The following is a 23,152-nucleotide window of genomic DNA, read 5'->3' as shown; positions in this document are numbered from 1 at the left end:
CCTTCAAGAGTTAGAAAACTTAAAATAAAATTTGAAAAAATCATAAAAACGTTTATAATCATAGGAAAGCGCTTAACTTTTTGTAACTATATCATATTTTATGTTTTCAAGTAATGCAAGATAAACTTATTGAAAATGGAGGAAACATTAATGGAAATGGTTAACTGGGGAATTATGAGTGCAGCAAACATCGCTTTTGATGAAGTGGTTCCGGCTCTACGCCGATCAAGCCGAGCAATAGTAAAGGGAATTGCTACTAAGACGCCTCAAAAAGCAAAGCGATTTCAAATCCAGAATGTATTTACTAGTTACGAAGAATTAATAAATGATGATCATATTCATGCTGTCTATATTCCTCTCCCGAACTCTCTTCATGCTGAATGGGCAATAAAAGCAATGGAAAAAGGAAAACATGTATTACTCGAAAAGCCGGCAGCACTAACTGAAAAAGAAATGAATAATATGAAAAAAGTTGCTGAATCGAGTAATGTAATACTGATGGAAGCTTTCATGTACCAATTCCATAAGCAACATAAGCGTGTCAAAGAACTTCTAGAAAGTGAAATAATAGGTGAATATCGTCATTTAAAGGCACACTTTTCCTGGATGCTCCCCGATGAAAATGATATTAGATTAAACCCAGACCTTGGGGGAGGGGCAATGAGAGACGTGGGCTGTTATGGATTTCATGCACTTACACAGATTATTGGCTTTAAGCCGGTAAACGTTTCCATGACTGGGAGTCTAAAAAATGTCCGTCCAGATAATCCAGGTGTTGATTTAACCTCTACTTGTGTTCTTATTGATGAGCAGGAACGTACGGCTACAATTACAGCTTCCATGGAGCTTCCCTTTTTAGATCGATACGAAATAATAGGAGAGCTTGGAACGATTACACTTAACTCTTCTTTCCGGCCAGATTTGTCTGTAGATAAGCAAGGCAAATTAGTTGTAAAAGATAAAAATGGAATAGTCACGATTAAAGAAACTTTTGAAGATGATCAATATCTAAATCAGATTGAACATTTCCAAGACTGCATTTTAGAAGGGGAAAAGCCGATTTACAATATGGAACAGTCGGTTGAAATGTCTCGATTTCTTGAAAAAAGCTACAAATCACTTTACAATAATTCTAGTTTGACAAAAATTTAAAGTATAAATCTTTTTTTAATAAAACGCCAATAATATAAAAAGAAAGGGTGGTGGGATATGAAAATTACAATTTACGATGTTGCAAAAGAAGCAAATGTATCAATAGCCACAGTATCAAAAGTAATTAATAAAAATGGAAGAATTAGTGAAAAGACAAAAAGAAAAGTGTATAAAGTGATGGAAGAATTAAACTATCAGCCCAGTCTCATCGCATCTGCATTGATGGGTAAGCAGACTAAAACCGTTGGGTTGTTTATTCCTGATTTGGCTAACCCCTTTTTTTCTGAGCTAGCCAGAAGTATTGAAGACCGCGCAAATGAGTTAGGCTATAATGTAGTGATATGTAATACTGACTATTTGATTGAAAAAGAGAATAAATATATATCTCTCCTAAAACAAAAAAGTGTAGATGGATTTATTTTGGCATCGGGATTTGAAAAGTTGAACCAAGTCGAAGAATTAATGAATGAAGACTTACCAGTTGTCATAGTGGCACGTGATTTTCCAATGTTCCCTGTAAATGCAGTAGCAGTGGATGACTTCATGGGAGGTTTTGAAGCCACAGCTTATTTAATTGATTTAGGACATAAAGATATTGGTATTATTGCCCGTGATGTTTGGAGCAACAGAGAGCGTTTAAGAGGATATAAAGAAGCTATGGAAGTTAATGGTTTAGAAATACCCGATTTCAAATTTGCAAAAGATACCACTATAGCTGCAGGAGAAGAAGTTACAAATGAATTTTTAAAAAGCAAAAAGCCTCCGACTGCCGTATTTGCTTGCAACGATTTATTAGCAATAGGGGCTATTCAAGCAGCAAAAGCTCAAAATGTAAAAGTACCTGATCAATTATCAGTTGTTGGTTTTGATAATACCATGATCGCAGGCATCGTCGATCCTCCTTTGACTACTATAGCCCAGCCAATACAACGTATGGGTCAGGAAGTTGTGAATCTTATGATTAAAATGATAAAAGGAGATAAGGAAAAAACACGAATTACTTTGCTGCCGGAACTTGTAGTCAGAGAATCAACAAAAGAAAAAGACAATAATGATAATTTATCTATTATAAAATGAATTTATAAGTGAAAAATGATTATTCCCGAAGCTTATTTTAATACGTTAGGCTCCGGGATACCCTTTTACTTAGGCATAATCTTAAAAAAAAAATAAAAAAGTTGCATTTTTCTAAATAATTAAATAAAATGGTAATTATAGAAAGTAAAGCGCTTAACCAAAATACATAAACGCATCGTGGCGCTACTTAACAAAAGAGAGGGGGCCAAGAATGAATGGAAATTGTATGATTGTTCAATCTGGAGGTCCAACAGCTGTCATTAATAATTCAATTGTTGGCATTGTTGATGAAGCCCTCAAAAGTCAATTTAGTGGACAGGTTTACGGTGCTGTAGGTGGGTTGCACGGCCTATTGAATGGAACTTTCACAAAGTTACATGAAATGAATAGCAAAGATCTTTATCATTTGCGTCGTACACCAGGTGCAGCTTTAGGAACCAGGAGATACAAATTAACTCCAGAAGATTTCGGAGAAATTATTAGAATTTTAAAAAAGAATAATATTCGATACTTTTTCTATATTGGCGGAAACGGGTCAATGAGTGTTGCAAAATTGGTTGATGAATACGCTAGAGCTCGGAAATATGAATTAACAGTAATTGGAGTGCCAAAATCTATTGATAATGATTTAAATGGAACAGATCATTCGCCGGGTTTTGGAAGTGCGGCGAAATTTCTTGCAACATGTGTTTTGGATATTGAAATGGATATGGAGAGTTATCCTGGAAGCAATAGAATAACCATTCTAGAGGCAATGGGCAGACATACTGGCTGGTTGGCTGCAGCATGTTCGTTAGCTGATACTGAAGAAAGTCCATGTCAGCAAACCATTTATATACCTGAAAGTCCATTTGAAATGGGAAAATGCCTAGAAATGGTTTCTAAAGCTTATAATGAAAAGAGAAATTCTATCATTATAGTATCTGAAGGAATTAAAGATACAAACGGGAATCTTGTTGGAGGAAGCAACATCAAAGAAGATGTTTTAGGGCGTCCGAAATTAGGCGGTGTTTCCTCATTCCTAAAAGAAGTTATTGAAACAGAGTCAGGAATCCAAACACGATGCATTGAACCAAGCATTTGGCAAAGAAGCAGTATGATGTTTGCTTCAAAAACGGATGTAAACGAAGCGTATGAAGCAGGTAAACAAGCGTGGATTCTTGCTCAAATGGAGTACAATGGAGTTATGGTGGCATTAGAGAGAGAAAAGGTAAAAGAGGATTATCATATCACTTATAAATCAGTTGAATTGTCAGAAGTAGCGGGCAAAGAACGGTTTTTACCAATTGATTGGTATAATTCTGATAAATGTACAATGTTGAAAGAATTTAAGGAATATGCCTCTCCTATAATTCAGGGTGAGATGTTTGTTCCAACACATGATGGGCTTCCGAGATATCAGCGAATTATTTAAGTAAGCGCTTTATCAAATATTATTATTTTTAGTAAAGGTGGGGTTAACTTGGAAGGGAAAATCCGTTGCGCAATAATTGGTGTAGGCAGGCTAGGATATGTTCATGCCGAAAATATTGCAAGCCGTATTAAAGGAGCACAACTTGTCACGGTAGTCGCATCAAGAAAAGAAAGTGCAGAAAAGGCTGCACGCGAATTAGGCGTAGAAAAGTGGACGACAGATCCACAGGATGTGTTTGAAGATTCAACGATTGATGCTGTAATTATTGTAACACCTACTAAAACACACGCTGATCTTATCCTACGAGCAGCTAAGCACGGAAAACATATTTTTGTAGATAAACCACTTACAGAAACACTAGAAGAAGCAGATGAAGTAATTAAGGCTATCCAAAAAAATAACGTAATTTGCCAAGTTGGTTTTATGCGTCGTTTCGATTTTTCTTATGCTGAAGCAAAACGCAGAATTGTAAACGGTGACATTGGACAACCTCTTTATTTTAAAGGGTTGAGCCGGGATCCTGGGTCTCCACCAGAAGATTATATTAAGACAAGTGGCGGAATCTTCATAGATCTTAGTGTTCATGATTATGATATTGCTCGTTTCTTAGTTGGAGATGAGGTTGAATCTGTTCAAACTTACGGCACTGTTCTGGTTCATCCATTTATGAAGAAATATGGGGATGTAGATCAGGGCGTAACAGTTATACAATTTAAAAACGGTGCACGAGCAGATATTGAAGGAAGCCGCAATTCTACATTTGGTTATGATATTAGAGGAGAGGTTGTTGGAACAGAGGGGGCTATCCAAATAGGATCTCTTCAAAACCATAATAATATAATTCTTACTAATAAAGGGTCATACCATGATAATATTCCAAGTTTTCCATCAAAGTTTAAAGCTGCATTCTTATTAGAACTTGAGCACTTTATCGAGTGTTTACTAGAAAAGAAGGCCCCTCTTATCAATGAAGTAGATGGAAAGATAGCCTTAGAGATTGCGATTGCCGCAACGGATTCATTTAAAACTAGCAAAAAGGTCTATCTTTAATATATATAAAGGAGAAATGAAAGATGAAAACAATTCGTTTAACAATGGCTCAGGCCCTATTAAAATTTTTGGACAATCAATATGTAGAATTTGATGGCAAGGAAACAAAGTTTGTAAAAGGCGTTTTCGGTATTTTTGGACACGGTAACGTAACGGGTATGGGAGAAGCTCTTGAAAATCATACGGGTGATTTGGTATATCTTCAAGGGAAAAACGAGCAAGGTATGGTTCATAGTGCAGCAGCTTATGCAAAACAAAAAAATCGACTTGAAATTTATGCGTGTTCAACTTCTGTTGGTCCAGGGGCATTAAACATGGTAGCCGGCGCTGGAACAGCGACAGTCAACCGTATCCCAGTATTGCTTTTGCCAGGTGATAATTTCGCAAATCGTCAGCCTGACCCAGTTTTACAGCAAATCGAGAATCCTGTTGATTATACAGTAGCGGCAAGTGATGCTTTTAAGCCAGTAAGCAAGTACTGGGATCGTATTACACGCCCTGAACAACTCATGACAGCTGCGTTAAATGCTATGCGCGTTCTAACAGATCCTGTTGACACAGGCGCAGCCACTTTATGTTTGCCACAAGACGTACAGGCAGAAGCTTTTGACTATCCGGAAGAGTTCTTTAGAAAACGTGTACATTATATCGAAAGAAGAACACCTTCTGAAACTGCAGTACAGCGTGCAGTTAAGCTAATTTCTGAAAAGAAAAATCCTGTCATTATTGCAGGCGGAGGCGTCCATTATTCACTCGCTACAGAGGCATTGAGCAATTTTGCAGAGAAATTTAACATTCCTGTTGGAGAAACACAAGCTGGAAAGAGCGCCCTTTCTTGGAAACATAATAGGAACATGGGCAGTATTGGGTCAACTGGATCCTTAGCATCTAACATTCTTGCAAAAGAAGCAGACCTGATTATAGGTGTTGGTACAAGATTGACAGACTTCTCAACATCATCAAAAGCAGCATTCCAAAATCCAGAAGTTGAATTCTTGAATATTAATGTTAGCTCGATGGATGCATTAAAATTGGATGCGCAAATGCTAGTAGCTGATGCAAAAACAGGTCTAGAATTGTTAACAGTTGAGCTTGAGAAACAAGCATACAAATCAAGTCATGAGGAAAGCCGTCTTGAAGAGTTGAAATCAAATTGGAATCAAGAAGTTGACAAGTACTATTCTGCTGAACATCCTGATGGTCTGGCACAAACAAGAGTACTGGGCGATATCAATAAATTTATTGATGAAAAAGATATTATCGTTGCAGCAGCTGGAAGCATGCCAGGGGATTTACACCGCCTGTGGAGAAATACAGTTCCAAAAACATATCACATGGAATACGGCTTCTCTTGTATGGGATATGAGGTTGCGGGAGCACTAGGAATTAAGATGGCTGTGCCTGAGCAGGAAGTATATGCACTTGTCGGCGATGGAAGTTATTTAATGCTACATTCTGAACTTGTGACAAGTATTCAGGAAAACAAGAAAATCACAGTGCTTCTTTTAGACAATAATGGTTTCCAATGTATTCATAATCTTCAAAGAGGTCAGGGAAGTAACGGGTTTGGTAATGAATTCCGCTACCGCTCAGAAGAGGATAACAAGCTGACTGGTGAATATTTAGAAATTGATTTTGCTGCAAATGCTCGTTCAATGGGGGCAAAAGGATATACGGTCCGTACACTTGAAGAACTTCAAGATGCCCTTGAAAAAGCAAAACAAGAAACAGTTTCTACATTAATTGATATTAAAGTTCTTCCTGGCACTTGCACAACAGGATATGAGTCATGGTGGCGGTTAGGAGTTGCAGAAGTGTCTACAGATGAAAAGGTACAAAAAGCACACAAAGCCATGGAAGAAAAAGCTGCAACTGCGCGTAAGTATTAATTAAATTTTTGGGAGGAAAAAAAATGTCTAAATTATTAGTGAAACCAAACCAAGAAGTTGGCCGGGACGGTAATTTAATCAACATCACCCCTGAATCTGCAGGATGGAAATACGTAGGTTTTGAAGTCTATAAATTAAATGAAGGCCAGACATTTGAACAAGAAACAAAAGATCAAGAAGTAGCGGTTGTTATTTTATCAGGTCGTGCAAATGCATCTACAAAAGAAAAGTCATGGGATAACATCGGAGAACGAATGAGCGTTTTTGATAATATTCCTGCTTATACAGTATATATCCCAAGTGGCGACCACGTTAACCTGGAAGCTTTAACAACATTAGAAATTGCTGTATGTAAAGCGCCTGGCAAAGGGACTCATGAAGCAAGATTAATTACTCCTCAAGATGTAGGAGTAGCGAAACGCGGCGCTGGAAGCGTTCAACGTGAAATCCATAATATCATTCCAGAAGATCAGCCAGCAGACAGCTTGTTTATTTTTGAAGTATTTACACCAGAAGGCAACTGGTCTAGCTATCCACCTCATAAACACGATGAAGATAATTATCCTCAAGAAGCATATTTAGAGGAAACATACTACTACCGTATTGATAAGCCTGAAAATGGATTTGCAGTGCAACGAGTATACACAGATGACAAATCATTGGACGAAAACATTGTAGCAAAAGACGGAGACGTTGTCCTTGTGCCAGGAGGTTATCATCCTGTGTCTGCACCTCCAGGATACAATTTATATTACTTGAATGTCATGGCTGGTCCAATTAGATCATGGAAGTTTACACCTGATAAAGACCATGAATGGGTAACACAGTAAAAATATAGCAGGGTAAAGTAATTATGCTTTTCATAGCGCTTTACCCTTTCTTTTGACACTAAGGAGGCATTAAGATGACGGAATCCCAAATTCCCTTTAACCTAGGCATTCACCCAATTAACTGGGTTGGAGAAGATGTATTAGAACATGGTGACTTTTATACGTACGAGCAAGTCATGGAAGAAATCTCTTCTTTGGGTTTCAAAGGAACAGAGGTCAGCCGCAAATTCCCAAAAGACCCAGTTGAACTCAAAACTGCTTTAGATAAATACGGATTACAGCTCACTACGCAATGGAAGTCCGTCTACTTTTCTGACCCAGCTAGACATGAAAGTGAACTAAAAGCCTACCGAGAACATGCAGAATTTTTATCAAAATTCGGATGCAAGGTTATCAGTACAGCTGAAATTGGCGGATCGATGCTGAATCAAGACCCTACGCGCGGGCAGGATGAAACGGGTGTCCGCCGATTAGATGAAGATGGTTGGAAATACATGGTGGAAGGCTTGAATAAAGCAGGAGAAATTGCAAATGAGTATGGGATGTCGCTTGTTTATCACCATCACGCGGGGACGGTTGTGGAACAGCCAGAAGAAATACAGCGTTTAATGGAAATGAGTGATCCAAACCTTGTTTCTCTATTATATGATACAGGGCATGGTTATTACGGTGGGAATGATCCGGTCGAATTGCTTGAGAAATATTATGATCGAGTACAATATATTCATTTAAAAGATATTCGTCAGCAAGTGCTTGATTCCGCTCGAACTGAAAAATACACAATTAAGCAATGCATCAGTAAGGGCATGTTCACAGTTCCTGGGGATGGATGCCTTGATTTTGTATCTGTTTTCAAAATATTGAAAAATCAGGGTTACAACGGCTGGGCATTGATTGAAGGAGAACAGGATCCTTTGAAGTGCAATCCTTATGAATATGCAAAGAAATCAAAAGATTATATTGAGAGCCTTTTTAAAAAGGTCACCCAATGACTTGGGTAAGTAAAAGTTAAGCAAATGAAGTATTCAGACTAATAATTTAATAATTATCACTTACATAGCCTGCAAATTTATCAAAAATCAAAATATAAAGTAGAAAAATTTGCAGGTGAACGTTAAAAATTAAAAAGGAAAGCGCTTCATCTATTATAAATTAATTAGTGCGAAAGAGATTGATCAATGGGGGAGAGCGTTTAACATTTGTTAACGCATGTTTCCTGACTTCAAAAGAATAACCATATTATTGAAATTCATCTGAATCCACCGGCAACCTACTCGCTTACGTTTTTTTAGTTCCTTAAAAATTGGGGAATCAGTGCTTTCACTCGTGACGAAACAATAAGAGGTGTACCGAAAATGAATAATAACGCAGCACAATCTACATTTTTACGCAAAATAATCTTAATTTCAACCTTAGGAGGACTCCTATTCGGTTATGATACTGGTGTCATTAATGGTGCACTCCCATACATGACAGAAGCATTTGGTTTAACGTCTTACACACAGGGTCTTGTGGCTAGCTCGCTTTTATTAGGAGCAGCAATTGGTGCGTTATTTGGCGGCCGGTTATCAGATTATAATGGGCGACGAAAAAATATATTAATGCTGGCAGTTATCTTTTTCATTGCCACTCTCGGATGTACGCTTGCCCCAAACCTTACAGTTATGATTATATCCCGCTTCCTGCTTGGACTTGCGGTTGGTGGTGCTTCTGTTACTGTTCCTGCTTATTTAGCAGAAATGTCTCCAGCAGAACGCCGCGGCCGAATTGTTACACAGAATGAATTAATGATTGTCAGCGGTCAGTTACTTGCCTTTGTTTGTAATGCAATTCTAGGTAATACCATGGGACACAATGAACATGTATGGCGTTATATGTTAGCAATTGCAGCTGTCCCGGCTATCTTCTTATTTATCGGTATGCTTCGTGTGCCGGAAAGCCCACGCTGGCTCGTCTCAAAGAAGAAAAATGAACAGGCATTAACTGTTTTAAAACGGATTCGTACAGAAAACCGGGCTAAAAAAGAGTTAGCTGAAATTAAGGCAACATTTGCAGAAGAATCAGATATGGAACAAACAGGATTGATGGGTATCACTATACCTTGGGTCCGACGTATTTTATTTATCGGTATCGGAATCGGTGTCGTACAACAAATTACCGGTGTTAATTCGATCATGTATTATGGAACAGAAATACTAAAAGATGCAGGTTTTGCAACAGAGGCGGCGCTTATTGGAAATATTGCCAACGGGGTTATCTCCGTCCTTGCCACATTTGTCGGCATTTGGCTGTTAGGGAAAGTCGGACGCCGGCCAATGCTGATAGTAGGGCTTATTGGCACAACAGCATCTTTACTATTAATGGCTATCTTGTCAAGTGTTTTAGAAGGATCCAGCTCACTTCCATATGTTGTTCTTTCATTAACAGTTACATTCCTTGCCTTCCAACAAGGAGCCATTTCTCCAGTGACATGGTTAATGATTTCTGAAATTTTCCCACTCAAAATTCGCGGGTTTGGAATGGGTATAACTGTATTTGGTTCGTGGATTGTTAACTTCTGTGTTGGATTATTTTTTCCAATCATGCTTGCAAACGTTGGTTTATCCGGAACATTCTACGTTTTTGTTGCATTCGGTATTTTGGCTATCACTTTCGTGAAAAAATACCTCCCAGAAACACGCGGGCTAACACTTGAACAATTGGAGCATCAACTCCGAAACCAAGGAAAAGACCTAAAAACTCACAATACCTATATTAATAAGAAACGTGCATAGAAATAACCTCAAAGTAGTAGATATTACTAGTTAAAAGGAGAACTTTAGTAGTTCTCTTTTTAACTTTATTAACCTATTTCACTTGTAACTGAAGAATGATTGAAGACAATGTATTCTAGCTATGCTATTCGAAAAATATAGAGTAATTTATGAGAGCGCATTATATTAGGAGAGGAGGCTGTGATTTGGAAACACCATTAATAAAAGAAAAAACTACAGTTATCCTTTCAAAGGATCATTTTAACTTTTTAGCATCTATTTTTTGTTTCTGGTTTGCATTTTATATTTATGCACCTGTTTTTGGCATATACTTACAATCCATTGGATTTACTTTTTCGGCAATTGGCATTATTTTTGGAAGCTACGGTATTACTCAAATCTTGCTGCGTTTTCCGCTCGGGGTTTTATCTGACTTCCTCCAAGACATTCGTAAGTTACTCTTAGTAGCTGGTTTTATAGCAGCGCTATTAAGCAATCTAATTCTCGTTTATTTTGAGTCGTTTTTCTATGTCTTAACTGCCCGCCTCCTGGTTGGGATAACTGCTTCTATGTGGGTCATGGCCACAGTATTGTATTCCCAATATTTCACCGCGGATCAAGCACCAAAGGCGATGGGGATTATACAGTTTATAACAGTAGCAACGCAATTCATCAGTATGGGCATTAGCGGGTGGCTGGTTCATCACTTCGGCTGGGATTTTCCATTTTGGGTGGGCGCTGTAGCCTCAATATTAGGTATTTACTTTGCATTAAATATTAAAGAGGTGAAGCATAATCCAATTTCTATGCCTGAAAAGCCCGTTGATTACTTTAAAAAAACAATTAAAATACCACAATTAAAAATGCTGACACTGTTATCGCTAATTGCCCATGCAGTTTTATTTATCACGATTTTTGGATTTAGCCCTATGCATGCAGCAGAGTTAGGGATGAAAGAACAGTCACTTTTTTGGCTAACCAGTGCATTTTTTATCCCACACTCCCTTGCTTCGTTAAGCTTTGTTTTTTTTAAGCTGGATAGACATTATAATAAAATTGTACTTGCTATATGTTTTTTCCTATCAGCTTGCTCTTTAATTGCAATTCCGCTTACCGAATCAATTTTTCATTTTAATCTAATGCATATTTTGATAGGTCTATTCCTCGGATTCATTTTTCCAATTCTGCTGGGTGAAGTCATTCACGTCAGTCCAACTGAATATAAAATGTCTGCAATGGGATTCTTTCAGTCATTTTATGCAATGGGCATCTTTCTTGGCCCACTTATCGCAGGTGTTATTACTGAAAATAGCAGCTTGGGTACTGTTTTTGTTTTCACTGGAGGGCTTGCTTTATTTGCTGCTGTATTAGTCTTATTATTTTCACGGGCAAAAGTTGACAACTCCGACGCATAAACAATGTAAGCTTCTTAGCTAAGACCTTCCGGACCACTAACTCATTTTAAATTATACGAACGTTTCAGCACTCTGCAGGAGCTATTTTGATTTTTAAAAATCTCGATATTATTCATGTCGAGGCCACTGCTTGTGAAAAGATAATAACCGTCTTATAAGGTTATGGAACTTTATTATAATGACAAGAAAATGTAAGTTTTTTAAATCTGAATGAAATTACTGAATATTCAATCAAAAAAAGTGTTGAAATTGAATGAATATGGTTTTATACTAAAATTGTCAAAGAAAGTGCTTACCAATAAAAAGTTAAGCGCTTTCCTTGAGTTTAAGGGTAAGGGAGGACTTATTTGGACATATCCAGTAAAGCTAAAGAATAAAACAGAATGTTGGCACTTAAAAACTCCTGTAGGCGCTAAAAGTAGCAAACAAAATAATCAACTCGATAGATATGGGTTAGGAGGGAACTGGATGTCTTTAGAACTGAACGACGTGATAGATCCTTTTTTAGGAAAAAACGTTATTTTTAAAGAAAAGAAGACAATTCTTAAGATGAAGGATGTCAGTAAATCTTTTTCCGGGGTCCAGGTGCTTCACGATATTAATTTGGATGTAGAAAAGGGAGAAGTTCATGTACTATTAGGCGAAAATGGCGCCGGAAAATCAACCATCATTAAAATTTTAACGGGTGCATACACAAAAGATGCCGGGGAAGTTCATTGGGAGGGAAAAACACTCCCAGTTTCAAAACCCAAAGATGCCATTGATGCAGGTATCGCCACCATTTATCAAGAGTTAAACCTTATACCTCAGTTATCTATAATGGAAAATATTTTTCTAGGGCACGAAATGAAAAAGGGAAGTAAGTATTCTTTGCTTGACCGAGCAAAAATGAAAGAAGAAGCAAGAACATTAATGAACCGGCTCGGACAAAAAGTAGATACGGACGAATTAGTGGGCAATTTAGGAGTTGGACAACAGCAACTAGTCGAAATTGCTAAAGCGCTTTCCTTAAATGCTAAATTAATCATTATGGATGAACCAACCTCAAGTTTAAGTGCCCAAGAAGCTGAACAGCTGCTGACAACCGTAGAAACACTCCGTGCACAAGGTATGACATTTATTTATATCTCCCACAGATTAGAAGAAATCAAACGAATAGGTGATCGTATTACCATCCTACGAGATGGAACAAATGTAAAAACGGTCCATGTTGCAACCACAAGTATAGATGAAATGATATCTTTAATGGTTGGCCGGACACTTGACAATAAATTTCCTAAGAAAGAATTTGTACGTGGCAAGGAAGGATTTAAGATTCAAGGGTTTAAACTAAGCCCAGAGTCTAATCCAATTGATTTTACAGCCTATCAAGGTGAAATACTAGGATTCTCAGGGCTGGTAGGATCTGGCCGAACAGAGCTGGTTAGAGGGATTTTTGGTGCTGATTCTATTGCTGATGGAAAAGTGTTTGTATTTGGAGAAGAGAAAAAAATTAAAAGCCCTCGAGACGCCATTCGGGCGGGCATCGCTTTTATAACAGAAGACCGCAAGGAAGAAGGGCTATTTCTGGATCAGTCACTCATCTTCAACAAAACCATTGCCAAGCTTCAAAAAGTAAAAAATAATGGACTGATTAATCCGAAAAAACAAAAAGAAGTAGCTGATCAATATGTGAAAGATCTTAAAATTAGACCAGATAATATTAATTTATTGGCACGTAATTTAAGTGGTGGAAATCAACAGAAGGTAGTTATTGCAAAGTGGCTCTTTACTGGAGCTAAAGTATTTATTTTTGATGAACCAACGCGTGGGATAGATGTTGGTGCCAAAGTGGAGGTTTACAATCTCATTAACAATCTGGTAGAAACGGGTGCCTGTGTTATTATCATTTCCTCTGAACTCCCGGAAATACTAGGGATGTGTGATCGGATTCTAGTTATGCACGAAGGATCTATTACTGGGGATTTACGACGTGAAGAGGCAGATCAAGAAATAATAATGAAAGCGGCTACAGGAGGCTGATTATATGTCACAACCAGCAAATACATTGGAAACAGTAACCCCTCAAGTCAAAAAAAGCACAAACTTTAAAAGCATTATTAATAAATTTGGTGCCTTGTTTGGATTAATTGGCCTTTGTATCATTTTAGCGTTCTTATCACCAAGTTTTATTCAAGTAGACAACGTCATGAATATCGCTCGACAATCGTCCATCAACGCTCTGCTCGCTCTTGGAATGCTTTTGCCGATTTTAACAGCAGGTATTGATTTGTCGATTGGTTCTATCTTAGCTTTTTCAATCATTACTGCAGGGATGGTTTCTGTTACATGGGGAATGCACCCTATTCTCGGTGTCATTGTTTGTCTGGGAGTGGGAGCCTTGGCAGGTACATTAAATGGCCTTTTGTTAACGAAATTGCGTTTGCCCCACCCATTTATTGCAACATTAGGAACTATGAATGTATTCCGTGGACTGGCCCTAATTGTTACAGGGGCTTCTCCTATATTTGGATTTCCCTACTTACTAAATTTTGTTGGCCAAGAAAATATCGGGATAATTCCATTTAGCTTCTTGTTAGTTATCATTGCATATGTATTTTTTCACATATTTTTAACTCGCTCATCTACCGGAAGATATATCTATGCGATTGGTGGAAACCCTGAAGCAGCACGCCTATCAGGTATTCCAGTAGATAGAGTCTTGATAATTGTATACACACTGAGTGGATTTATGGCAGCTTTAGGAGGCCTTGTATTGATTGGCCGTACCAATTCAGCTTCTCCAATTGCAGGATTATCCTATGAACTAGATGCCATTGCCGCAGTTATTATCGGTGGTGCTAGTTTCTTAGGAGGGGTAGGTACCGTATGGGGGACACTTATTGGAGCGTTAATCATTGCAGTACTCCGAAACGGTCTGAACTTGCTTGGAACATCATCTGACTTACAAACAGTCGTGATTGGAGCTGTTATTATTGCAGCCGTATTTGTAGATGTTCTTCGTCGTCGCTCCGCAAAAAAATAGTGAGTAAGCTATTGTTAATAAGAGTAAATATGTCCAGGATAAACTGATTTAGTTTTTTATAAGGAAGTTTGAAGGGCAAATATCTATCTACTAATTTCAAAAAATATTCTTACTAATATGTATGCCTGGTGCAAGGGGCATTCCAAAATTTTAAATGGGTAAGTTTTTAAAGAATAGGAGAATGAAGTATGTTAACAGCAGTATTCGAAAAAGTAGGCAGTTTAGTATTACAAGAAAGAGAAGTCCCTGCTTTAAAATCCAATCGTGATGTAAGGGTGAAAGTTGAAGCAGCGAGTATCTGTGGCACGGATGTCCACATTTTAGCAGATCCTCCGGGACACCCAGCTACGCCTGGCGTTATCCAAGGACACGAATATGTAGGAGAAATTGTTGAAATTGGTGAAGAAGTAACAAATGTAAAGGTTGGGGATCGTGTAGTTATAGATCCTACTATCACTTGTGGAGAATGTCATCATTGTCAGATAGGCAACCAAAATTTATGTGAAAATGGCTCAAGTATCGGGATTTTTGTGGATGGGGGATGGGCTAAATATAGTGTTCTACCATCAAAAAATGTTTATAAAATTTCAAAATCAGTCCCATCCGAAATTGCCGTATTGGCTGAGCCGCTGTCTTGTGTAATTGGGGGCACTGAAAAATTAAAAGTTCAACCAGGTGACAATGTCGTCATTATTGGTGCGGGACCAATGGGACAATTATTTACTCAGGTTTTGAAAGCAGCAGGTGCAACTGAAATTATCTGTGTTGACTTATCAGAATACCGCCTGAAAGTTGCAGGCTCATCCGGTGCCACGCATCTTGTGAATCCAGGGAGCCATGATGTTCAAATGGCCGTAAAAGAAATCACTGGAGTAGGGGCTGATGTGGTAATTGATTGCGTAGGTTCCTTATTTGGACAATGCATGAATCTTGTCCGCCGAGGCGGGCAGATCTTGTTGGTAGGAATGAATGAGCATGCGCAACCAGCGATTAAACAATACGATATTACACGACATGAAATTACTGTAAAAGGAACATTTATTCAAAATCATGATTTCCCTAAAGTAATTAAAATTTTAGAATCAAACCAACTAAATTTAGATGTACTTATTACCCATAAGATTTCACTAGAAAACATACATGAAGGAATGGAAATAATGGGTAAGGGAGATGCTATCAAAATCGTAGTATATCCAAATTAAATAACTAAAAAGTATAGTTGAGACTAAATTTATGTAATTTAGTCTCAACTTAATTAACTTTAATTAATTTATAGCTTTGATTTCAAATAAAAAAGCTCTTAGCAGGAGGAAGTTGAGTGGCAAAATTTAAAAAGTATTTCTTTATAAATGTATCAATGATTCTTTTTCTTCTTTCATTGGCTGCTTGCGGGAACCAAAATACAGAATCAAACAACTCAACTTCCGATTCTAGTGAAGGAAGCAGTGAGGGGAAACCTAAAGTTGCAGTTGTAATAAGAGCCTTAAATGCTGAATATTACAAATTGATGGAAGCTGGAGCAAAGCAGGCATTTGAAGATTTAGGTGTTGAAGGTGAGGTTTTAGCTCCTACTAATGATACTGATTTTATTGGACAAAATAATATGCTTGAAGATTTACTTAGTGAAGGTGTTGATGCATTAGTTGTGATGCCCACTCAGTCAGAAGCAGCGATTCCAGTTTTACAAAAGTATAAAGAAAAAAACATCCCAGTTCTTTTGGTTGATAGTGATGTAGACTGGGAAGGAAAAACCACTTTTATTGGAACAGATAACGTGACTGCTGGTGAAGAAGCAGGGAAATTGTTGGCATCAATGCTTAGCACTGGGGCTGAAGTTGCGATAATTGAGGGTGTTTCTGGCACTCCTACTAGTGAACAGCGCGTTAGTGGAGCGGAAAAAGGGTTAAACGATGCTGGAATGAAGATTGTTGCGTCACAAGCAGCTGATTCTAGCAGAGATAAAGCAGTTTCTGTTATGGAGAATATCCTGACTGCCAATCCAGATGTCAAAGGTGTTTTTGCTATTAACGATGAAATGGCACTTGGGGCTCTTCGTGCAATCAATTCCAAAAACTTAGATATTCCAGTCATTGGATTAGACGGAATTACTGAGGCGGTAGAATCAATACAACAAAGTGGCATGGAAGCCACTGTAGCTCAAAAACCTTATGATATGACATATACAGGTGTTGAAAGTGCTTTGAAAGCAATTAATGGTGAGACTGTTGAGAAACGTGTTGATAGCGGGTTTGACGTTATTACAAAAGAAAATAGTGAAGAACAAATGAAAAAATTAAAAGAATATTTGGAAAAGTAATCACTTTTCCAAATAACAATTGATTAAAGTGAAAATACAACAAAGAAGGTGGGTAGGAATAAATGAGTGAAAACAAAAAGCAAGTCAGGATTGGTATGATCGGATATAAGTTCATGGGGAAAGCGCATAGTCAAGCTTATCGGAATCTTCCATTTTTTTTCGATACAGATGTTGAACCGGTTCTGCAAGCTATTTCTGGTCGAAATAAAGAGGAAGTTAAAAAGGCAGCTAAGAAAATGGGATGGGCTTCCTACGAGACTGATTGGCGCAGATTAATAGAGCGGGATGATATTGATGTAATTGACATCGTTGCGCCAAATAGTACACATTTCGAAATGGCAATTGCGGCAGCTGAAGCAGGAAAACATGTCATTTGTGAAAAGCCGCTTTCAATGAACATCGAGCAGGCGAAAAGAATGTATGAAGCTGTACAAAAAAACGGTGTAGTTCATATGATTTGTCATAACTACCGTTTTGCGCCTGCTGTTCAATTTGCTAAAAAGTTGATTGATGAGGGGCGTTTAGGTGAGATTCGCCACATACGTGGAACTTACTTACAAGAGGCACTAATTGATCCAAATCTTCCAATTAGTTGGCGTTCTAAAAAGGAGATTACTGGATATGGAGTGCTTGGAGATATCGGCTCTCACAGTCTCGATTTAGCGAGGTTTTTAGTAGGAGAATTTCATGAACTAGTCTCTATTATGGAAACTTTTGTTAATGAAAGACCGGTTAATGAATCAGATATCAACGTGCTGGAAAGTGAAAGAGTTATGGGGGACGTAAATGTAGATGATGCTTCTTTAGTCCTTGCCCGTTTTGAGAACGGCGCACTTGGAACATTTGAAGCTACGAAATTCGCTGGTGGAAATATGAATGGTAATCGCTTTGAGATTAACGGTGAAAAAGGATCAGTTCGGTGGGACTTAGAAAACATGAATAATCTTGAAGTATATTTTACGGATGATGAACCTGGGCTTAGAGGTTTCAGAACCATTAATTGTACCGAGGAATACCATCCTTATGCAGATGCGTATTGGCCAGTAGCACATATTATCGGATATGAGCATACGTTCATTAATTTGATGTTTGAATTTATGATTGGGATTGTAACTGGTGTAAGCCCGAAGCCTAATTTTGAAGATGGGTTGCGTAATCAGGTAGTGCTTGAATCAATAGAGAAATCAGCTCTGCAAAAATCATGGGTAAATGTTTCAGAAATCACAAGTAAAAGTTTCCAGCTCCATTTAGTTTAAGAATAGCAACTTTTAAGTTTAATCGACATCCCTGGTTTCTGAAAATGAAAGAGAGGGATGCTATTATAAATAATTAAAATATTTAAAAATGTGTTACGGCCTCATTGAAACAGCATTGATAGACTATTAAGTTAGCTTATGAACATATGGCATGTATGAGGGAATAATAAATATCGATATTTCGGAGGGGGTTTGGTTAATGAGAAACATAAAATTGTTGTTTACATTATTCAGTGTAATGTTATTGCTATTGGCAGGTTGCAATGGAGGAGTAGATTCTGAAGCAGGAACACAAAACAAAGAGGCTAATGACAAAGAAGGTGGAAAACCAAAAGTAGCGGTAGTTTTGAAAGCGCTTAACTCGGAATATTTCAAATTGATGGAAGCTGGAGCGAAAAAAGCATTTGAAGACCTTGGTGTCGATGGAACAATTTTAGCCCCATCTAATGAGACTGAAGTAGAAAAGCAAATTAATATGCTTGAAGATTTGTTGAATCGAGACCTAGATGCGCTAGTAGTAATGCCCAGCCAGTCGGATGCGGCTATACCAGTGTTAGAAAAATACAAAGCTAAAGGCATTCCTGTGCTGCTTGCTGACAGTGATGTGAATTGGGAGGGGAAAACAACGTTCATTGGAACGGACAATTACACAGCTGGATTGGAAGCAGGAAAAGCCCTTGCATCACAGCTTAAAAAAGGTGACAAAATTGCTGTTCTTGAGGGGGTACTTGGTACTCCAACAAATGAAGAGCGCGTTAAAGGGGTTGAGGACGCGACTAAAGAAGCTGGGTTAGAGATAGCTGCATCTCAGGCAGCTGATTATGATAGAGTAAAAGCTGTTTCAGCAATGGAAAATATTTTAACAGCAAACCCTGATATTAAAGGGATATTTACCGCAAATGATGAAATGGCACTCGGTGCGTTAAGAGCGACAACTTCTCGAAATATGTCGATTCCGATCGTTGGCGTTGACGGAATCACAGAAGCAGTTGAATCAGTAAATGCTGATGGTGTTTATGCTACAGTTGCCCAAAGACCATATGATATGACCTATAAAGGTGTTGAAAACGCTTTAAAAGTATTAGCTGGAGAAGAACTCGAAAAACGAATTGACAGCGGATTAGATGTCATTACAAAGGAAAACAGCGAGGAAAAACTTTCAGAATTAAGTGAGCTTTTAGGAAAATAATTAGAACTTAATTGGAAATGGGGAATCGATATGAAAATGAAAAAGAATAAATTTATCCTCCTTATAGCAATGATGTTCACACTAGCTGTACTAGCAGCTTGTTCTTCAGAAAATGAAGCCTCAAATTCGGAAAGTGGTCAGGCTGGCTCAGATGGAAACTTGAAAATTGGAGTTGTTTTAAAGCAGCTCAATACTGAATACTGGAAAATTGTTATGGCTGGCGCAAAAGATGCGGCAAAAGAGCTTGGGGCAGAGGTTAAATTTTTAGGGCCGCAAGCTGAAACGCAATATGAGCAGCAAATTAAAATGATTGAAGATCAGATTGCAACAGGAGCAAATGCATTAGTTGTAGCACCAAGCCAACCCGATTCTGTTATCCCTGCTTTAAACAATGCTCATCAAAGCGGCATACCAGTTGTACTAGTCGATACAGATGCGAATTTTAAAGATAAAGTTTCATACATTGGTACCGGTAATGTGGAAGCCGGGCAACTGGCTGGTAAACATATCGCTGAGGTACTTAAAGACGGTGATAAGGTAGCAATTCTTAGAGGGCAAATGGGAAGTCAAACATTTGATGACCGGGTTAATGGTTTCCAAGAAGCTTTGGCTGACAAAGACATTGAGTTTATCGTTCAAGATGCGCAACATGACCGTGAGAAATCGGTAAATATTATGGAAAATATTTTGACGGCGAATCCCGACATTAAAGCTGTGTACGCTACTTCAGATGAAATGGCACTTGGTGCAGCTAAAGCACTTGCTAACGAAGGAAAACAAAATATTCCGCTTATTGGATTCGATGGAACTCCAAATGGGCTTGCTGCATTACAAGATGGTGTTATGGTGGCAAATATTGCTCAAGATCCATATAACATGGGATTCCAAGCCATTGAAGCAGCAGTTAAGGCTGTGAAAGGTGAAAAGGTAGAAAAACGGATTGATTCAGGAGCAAAAGTAATCACTGAAGAAAATGTAGCGGAAGCAATTGAAGAAATAAATGGAAATCTGGGAAAATAATGAATTTCGTTGTAGGAGAAGAGTGGTAATCACGATAATGTAAAGACTATAAGGGCGAACAGCTCTATAAAAGTAATGGATAGGGAAACAATAGAAAAACGTACTGGTAATTACAATTGTATTAGTATTTTTGACATTATTATAGAAAAATAAAATTGGGGGGATCAAAATATTATGAAATATAAAAAACACTTAATGACTAGTTTATCAATATTTATATTAGTTATTTTGACAGCTTGTTCTACCGAAGAATCAGGAGGCGGTGCTTCATCTGATAGTGGAGAAAATAATTCTGAAAGTAAATACAAATTTGGCGTAGTGTTAATGACACTAAATAGTGAATACTGGAAAATCACAATGGCTGGTGCAAAAGATGCTGCTAAAGAATTAGGTATTGATGTTGAATTTTTTGGGCCTCCTGAAGAATCACAATATGAACAACAAAATAAGATGGTGGAAGATCTCGTTGTTTCTGGCGCAGACGCAATAATAGTAGCACCAAGTCAGGCTGAGGCTATACTTCCAGCATTGAATAGTGCCGATCAACAAGGTATTCCTGTGGTGTTAGCAGATGCAGATGCGAATTTTGATAATAAGATTTCTTTCATTGGAACTGAAAATCAAAAAGCAGGAACCCTCGGAGGAGAATATGCAAGTGAACAACTTAAACTGAAAGATGGCGATAAAGTTGCCATTATTCGCGGACAACTAGGAAGTAAAACTCACGATGACCGCACAAATGGTTTTATGGAGGCGTTAAAAGATAAAAAGATCGATTTTATTGTTCAAGATGCTCAAAGTGATCGTTTAAAAGCAGTTAACATCATGGAAAATATTTTGACAGCAAACCCTGATATTAAAGCTGTATTTGCAACTTCAGATGAGATGGCGTTAGGAGCTAGCAAAGGGTTAGAAAACAAAGGGAAATCAGATATTCCCTTAATTGGATTTGATGGTACGCCAAACGGACTTGATGCACTCAATAACGGCAAAATGACAGCAAATATTGCACAACAACCCTATCAAATTGGTTACTCAGCGGTAGAAGCTGCCTACAAAACAAAAAAAGGTGAAGAAGTTGAAAAACGGATTGATACGGGTGCATTGGTTATTACAGAAGAAAATGTAAAAGAAGAGATTGGGAAAATTAATGGATATCTAGGCAAGTAGGATATTATATACGAATTTTATCCTCATAAAGTTGGATTTGAGTCAATATTTTGGACACTAAAAAGTTAAATATTAAGCTGTATTCCTAATTCGATCTTCAATGGCTTGTGGGGTTTGATAGCCCAAGCTGCTGTGAATTCTTTTTCGGTTATACCAACCCTCAATAAATTGAAACACCGCTAATTTAGCTGTTTGATAGTCTAGATATTGTACATGGTTGACTTCTTCCTTTTTTAATAGGGAATGAAAGGATTCAATACAGGCATTATCGTACGGGCAACTTTTCTGACTAAGGATTGCTTAATATGATGGTTTTGGATATGTTGAGTAAACTCACTGCTTGTATATTGTAAGCCAAGATCCGTATGAAGAACTAAGCCCTCCGTGGGCTTTTGTGAAGAGTGAGCGTTATCGAAAGCTTTTATGACCAGTTCTGTCGTCATAGAACGTGAAAAAAATACCCTACTATTTTCTTGGAATGAAGATCCAATACAGAAGCTAAATAACCCCATCCGTCTTTTAATGTGTGGATATACGTAATATCAGCTACCCATTTCTCATTAATGGTCTGGGTAGTAAAGTCTCGTTTAAGCAAATTATCTAACTGAATAACCTTTTCTTTTGATGGATAAGGACGGTATTTTTTCTTCGTGATAGAACGAATACTCGCCTTGCTCATTAGACGTTGAACACGTTTTAGACTTAGGGAAAATCCTTTGGTTAATAAGCTTTCATGAACCTTTGGAGCCCCATATCGTCCCTTGCTTTCCAGGTAAATGAGATGAATTTCCTTCGTGAGTTCTTGGTTTTCCTGTTCGCGATTGGATACGACTATTTGAAGGGACTGATAATGGCTGCTTCTTGGGATTTCTAGTATTTCACACATCTTCTGTACGGGATATTGTTTCTTGTGTTCCTCAATAAATTCGGTAAGATCTGTCTCGGTTACTTTTTCGCGAATATGGCCATAGCTTTTTTAAGATTTCAACATCTTGCTTTAACCGAAGATTTTCCTTCTGTATGGCAGCTAATTCCTTTGGAGTCATAGACTCTTCCCCTAAACCGATAGGGGTAAATTCTTTAACCCATTTATAAATGGTAACTTCTGATACGCCATATTCGCCGCTTCATTCTTTAACTGAATTACCCGAGTGATAAAGATCTACAATAGTCTTCTTGAATTCATTATTATATTTTTTACCTGTATTCTTACGTTCCAAGACGGACACATCCTCAAAAATCATTGTAGAGTTAAAAGATGCTTAGTAAACTGATAATTTAATAATCGGAATATACTACCTTATTAAATATATTCTTCATTAAGCTAAATTGGGCTCAAAAAAGACAGATAAAAGACTTTAAGCAACTAATGAGAAGCGAGTTCTCTGTATTCGAGACAGTTCTCCTGATTTTTGCAGCATATGATGAAATGGCTTTGGGAGCTTTAAGAGCTGTTAAAACTCTTAATTATGTCAATACCAGTCTTCGTGAGGCACTCGATTATAAACAATAAAAGCAACCCAATCTTTAAAGATTGGGTTGCTTTTATTAATTTTAGCATAAGGGCTGCCTCCTAAACATTAAAAAAAACTATC

The 23,152-nt window shown here is 37.7% G+C and carries 17 protein-coding genes and 1 pseudogene; 17 read left to right on the top strand and 1 reads right to left on the bottom strand.

Translation table 11 applies throughout. The features are described from left to right. Positions 1–150: 150 nt before the first annotated feature. From IOC57_RS07295 to IOC57_RS07215, 17 genes are all read left to right on the top strand, one after another. A complete protein-coding gene (locus IOC57_RS07295; RefSeq protein WP_286184595.1) occupies positions 151–1,152 on the top strand; it encodes a Gfo/Idh/MocA family protein in 1,002 nt (333 codons plus the stop codon). Between the two features lie 57 nt (positions 1,153–1,209). After that, the gene (locus IOC57_RS07290) at positions 1,210–2,229 is read left to right on the top strand and encodes a LacI family DNA-binding transcriptional regulator (RefSeq protein WP_207438083.1); all 1,020 of its coding nucleotides are present in this window, start codon (positions 1,210–1,212) and stop codon (positions 2,227–2,229) included. 211 nt (positions 2,230–2,440) lie between these two features. Beyond that, positions 2,441–3,643, top strand: coding sequence for a diphosphate--fructose-6-phosphate 1-phosphotransferase (locus IOC57_RS07285; RefSeq protein WP_207438082.1), 1,203 nt, complete (start codon positions 2,441–2,443; stop codon positions 3,641–3,643). A gap of 48 nt (positions 3,644–3,691) precedes the next feature. Beyond that, entirely contained in the window at positions 3,692–4,693 is a 1,002-nt protein-coding gene (iolG, locus tag IOC57_RS07280) for an inositol 2-dehydrogenase (protein ID WP_207438081.1), read from the top strand. Positions 4,694–4,716: 23 nt separating this feature from the next. Next, complete coding sequence (gene iolD / locus IOC57_RS07275; protein WP_207438080.1) at positions 4,717–6,582, top strand: 3D-(3,5/4)-trihydroxycyclohexane-1,2-dione acylhydrolase (decyclizing); 1,866 nt, start codon at positions 4,717–4,719, stop codon at positions 6,580–6,582. Positions 6,583–6,605: 23 nt separating this feature from the next. Beyond that, complete coding sequence (gene iolB, locus IOC57_RS07270) at positions 6,606–7,412, top strand: 5-deoxy-glucuronate isomerase (RefSeq protein ID WP_207438079.1); 807 nt, start codon at positions 6,606–6,608, stop codon at positions 7,410–7,412. Positions 7,413–7,486: 74 nt separating this feature from the next. Next, entirely contained in the window at positions 7,487–8,404 is a 918-nt protein-coding gene (gene iolE, locus IOC57_RS07265; RefSeq protein ID WP_207438078.1) for a myo-inosose-2 dehydratase, read from the top strand. A gap of 345 nt (positions 8,405–8,749) precedes the next feature. Then, on the top strand, positions 8,750–10,186 hold the full coding sequence (locus IOC57_RS07260) for a sugar porter family MFS transporter (protein ID WP_309487684.1): 1,437 nt from the start codon (positions 8,750–8,752) through the stop codon (positions 10,184–10,186). A gap of 185 nt (positions 10,187–10,371) precedes the next feature. After that, the gene (locus IOC57_RS07255; protein ID WP_207438076.1) at positions 10,372–11,580 is read left to right on the top strand and encodes an MFS transporter; all 1,209 of its coding nucleotides are present in this window, start codon (positions 10,372–10,374) and stop codon (positions 11,578–11,580) included. 249 nt (positions 11,581–11,829) lie between these two features. Then, on the top strand, positions 11,830–13,602 hold the full coding sequence (locus IOC57_RS07250; protein ID WP_286184594.1) for a sugar ABC transporter ATP-binding protein: 1,773 nt from the start codon (positions 11,830–11,832) through the stop codon (positions 13,600–13,602). A gap of 4 nt (positions 13,603–13,606) precedes the next feature. Then, on the top strand, positions 13,607–14,605 hold the full coding sequence (locus IOC57_RS07245; protein ID WP_207438075.1) for an ABC transporter permease: 999 nt from the start codon (positions 13,607–13,609) through the stop codon (positions 14,603–14,605). A gap of 188 nt (positions 14,606–14,793) precedes the next feature. Next, a complete protein-coding gene (locus tag IOC57_RS07240) occupies positions 14,794–15,807 on the top strand; it encodes a zinc-binding dehydrogenase (RefSeq protein ID WP_207438074.1) in 1,014 nt (337 codons plus the stop codon). Positions 15,808–15,923: 116 nt separating this feature from the next. Next, complete coding sequence (locus tag IOC57_RS07235; protein WP_309487682.1) at positions 15,924–16,922, top strand: sugar ABC transporter substrate-binding protein; 999 nt, start codon at positions 15,924–15,926, stop codon at positions 16,920–16,922. A gap of 62 nt (positions 16,923–16,984) precedes the next feature. After that, positions 16,985–18,178, top strand: a complete 1,194-nt coding sequence (locus IOC57_RS07230; RefSeq protein ID WP_207438073.1) for a Gfo/Idh/MocA family protein — start codon at positions 16,985–16,987, stop codon at positions 18,176–18,178. Between the two features lie 199 nt (positions 18,179–18,377). Next, positions 18,378–19,367: a sugar ABC transporter substrate-binding protein gene (locus IOC57_RS07225; protein ID WP_207438072.1), complete on the top strand. Its 990-nt coding sequence runs from the start codon at positions 18,378–18,380 to the stop codon at positions 19,365–19,367. A 30-nt stretch (positions 19,368–19,397) separates the two neighbouring features. After that, complete coding sequence (locus tag IOC57_RS07220) at positions 19,398–20,387, top strand: sugar ABC transporter substrate-binding protein (protein ID WP_207438071.1); 990 nt, start codon at positions 19,398–19,400, stop codon at positions 20,385–20,387. A gap of 174 nt (positions 20,388–20,561) precedes the next feature. Next, a complete protein-coding gene (locus tag IOC57_RS07215; protein ID WP_207438070.1) occupies positions 20,562–21,557 on the top strand; it encodes a sugar ABC transporter substrate-binding protein in 996 nt (331 codons plus the stop codon). A gap of 72 nt (positions 21,558–21,629) precedes the next feature. On the opposite strand, the pseudogene IOC57_RS07210 reads toward IOC57_RS07215, so the two are convergent. Then, positions 21,630–22,801 (bottom strand): annotated as a pseudogene (locus IOC57_RS07210) (IS3 family transposase). Positions 22,802–23,152: the final 351 nt, after the last annotated feature.

This window comes from Bacillus sp. SD075 (genome assembly GCF_017355165.1).
Classification (GTDB): Bacteria; Bacillota; Bacilli; order Bacillales; family DSM-1321; genus Peribacillus.
Note: the sequence above shows the minus strand (reverse complement) of the source record. Positions and strands in the feature narration are given on the sequence as shown.

Bases quoted from the DNA above. Each gene is read 5' to 3' on its own strand.
- IOC57_RS07295 (WP_286184595.1), top strand. From the start codon at position 151: ATGGAAATGGTTAACTGGGGAATTATGAGTGCAGCAAACATCGCTTTT.
- IOC57_RS07290 (WP_207438083.1), top strand. From the start codon at position 1,210: ATGAAAATTACAATTTACGATGTTGCAAAAGAAGCAAATGTATCAATA.
- IOC57_RS07285 (WP_207438082.1), top strand. From the start codon at position 2,441: ATGAATGGAAATTGTATGATTGTTCAATCTGGAGGTCCAACAGCTGTC.
- iolD (WP_207438080.1), top strand. From the start codon at position 4,717: ATGAAAACAATTCGTTTAACAATGGCTCAGGCCCTATTAAAATTTTTG.
- iolB (WP_207438079.1), top strand. From the start codon at position 6,606: ATGTCTAAATTATTAGTGAAACCAAACCAAGAAGTTGGCCGGGACGGT.
- iolE (WP_207438078.1), top strand. From the start codon at position 7,487: ATGACGGAATCCCAAATTCCCTTTAACCTAGGCATTCACCCAATTAAC.
- IOC57_RS07245 (WP_207438075.1), top strand. From the start codon at position 13,607: ATGTCACAACCAGCAAATACATTGGAAACAGTAACCCCTCAAGTCAAA.
- IOC57_RS07240 (WP_207438074.1), top strand. From the start codon at position 14,794: ATGTTAACAGCAGTATTCGAAAAAGTAGGCAGTTTAGTATTACAAGAA.
- IOC57_RS07230 (WP_207438073.1), top strand. From the start codon at position 16,985: ATGAGTGAAAACAAAAAGCAAGTCAGGATTGGTATGATCGGATATAAG.
- IOC57_RS07225 (WP_207438072.1), top strand. From the start codon at position 18,378: ATGAGAAACATAAAATTGTTGTTTACATTATTCAGTGTAATGTTATTG.
- IOC57_RS07220 (WP_207438071.1), top strand. From the start codon at position 19,398: ATGAAAATGAAAAAGAATAAATTTATCCTCCTTATAGCAATGATGTTC.
- IOC57_RS07215 (WP_207438070.1), top strand. From the start codon at position 20,562: ATGAAATATAAAAAACACTTAATGACTAGTTTATCAATATTTATATTA.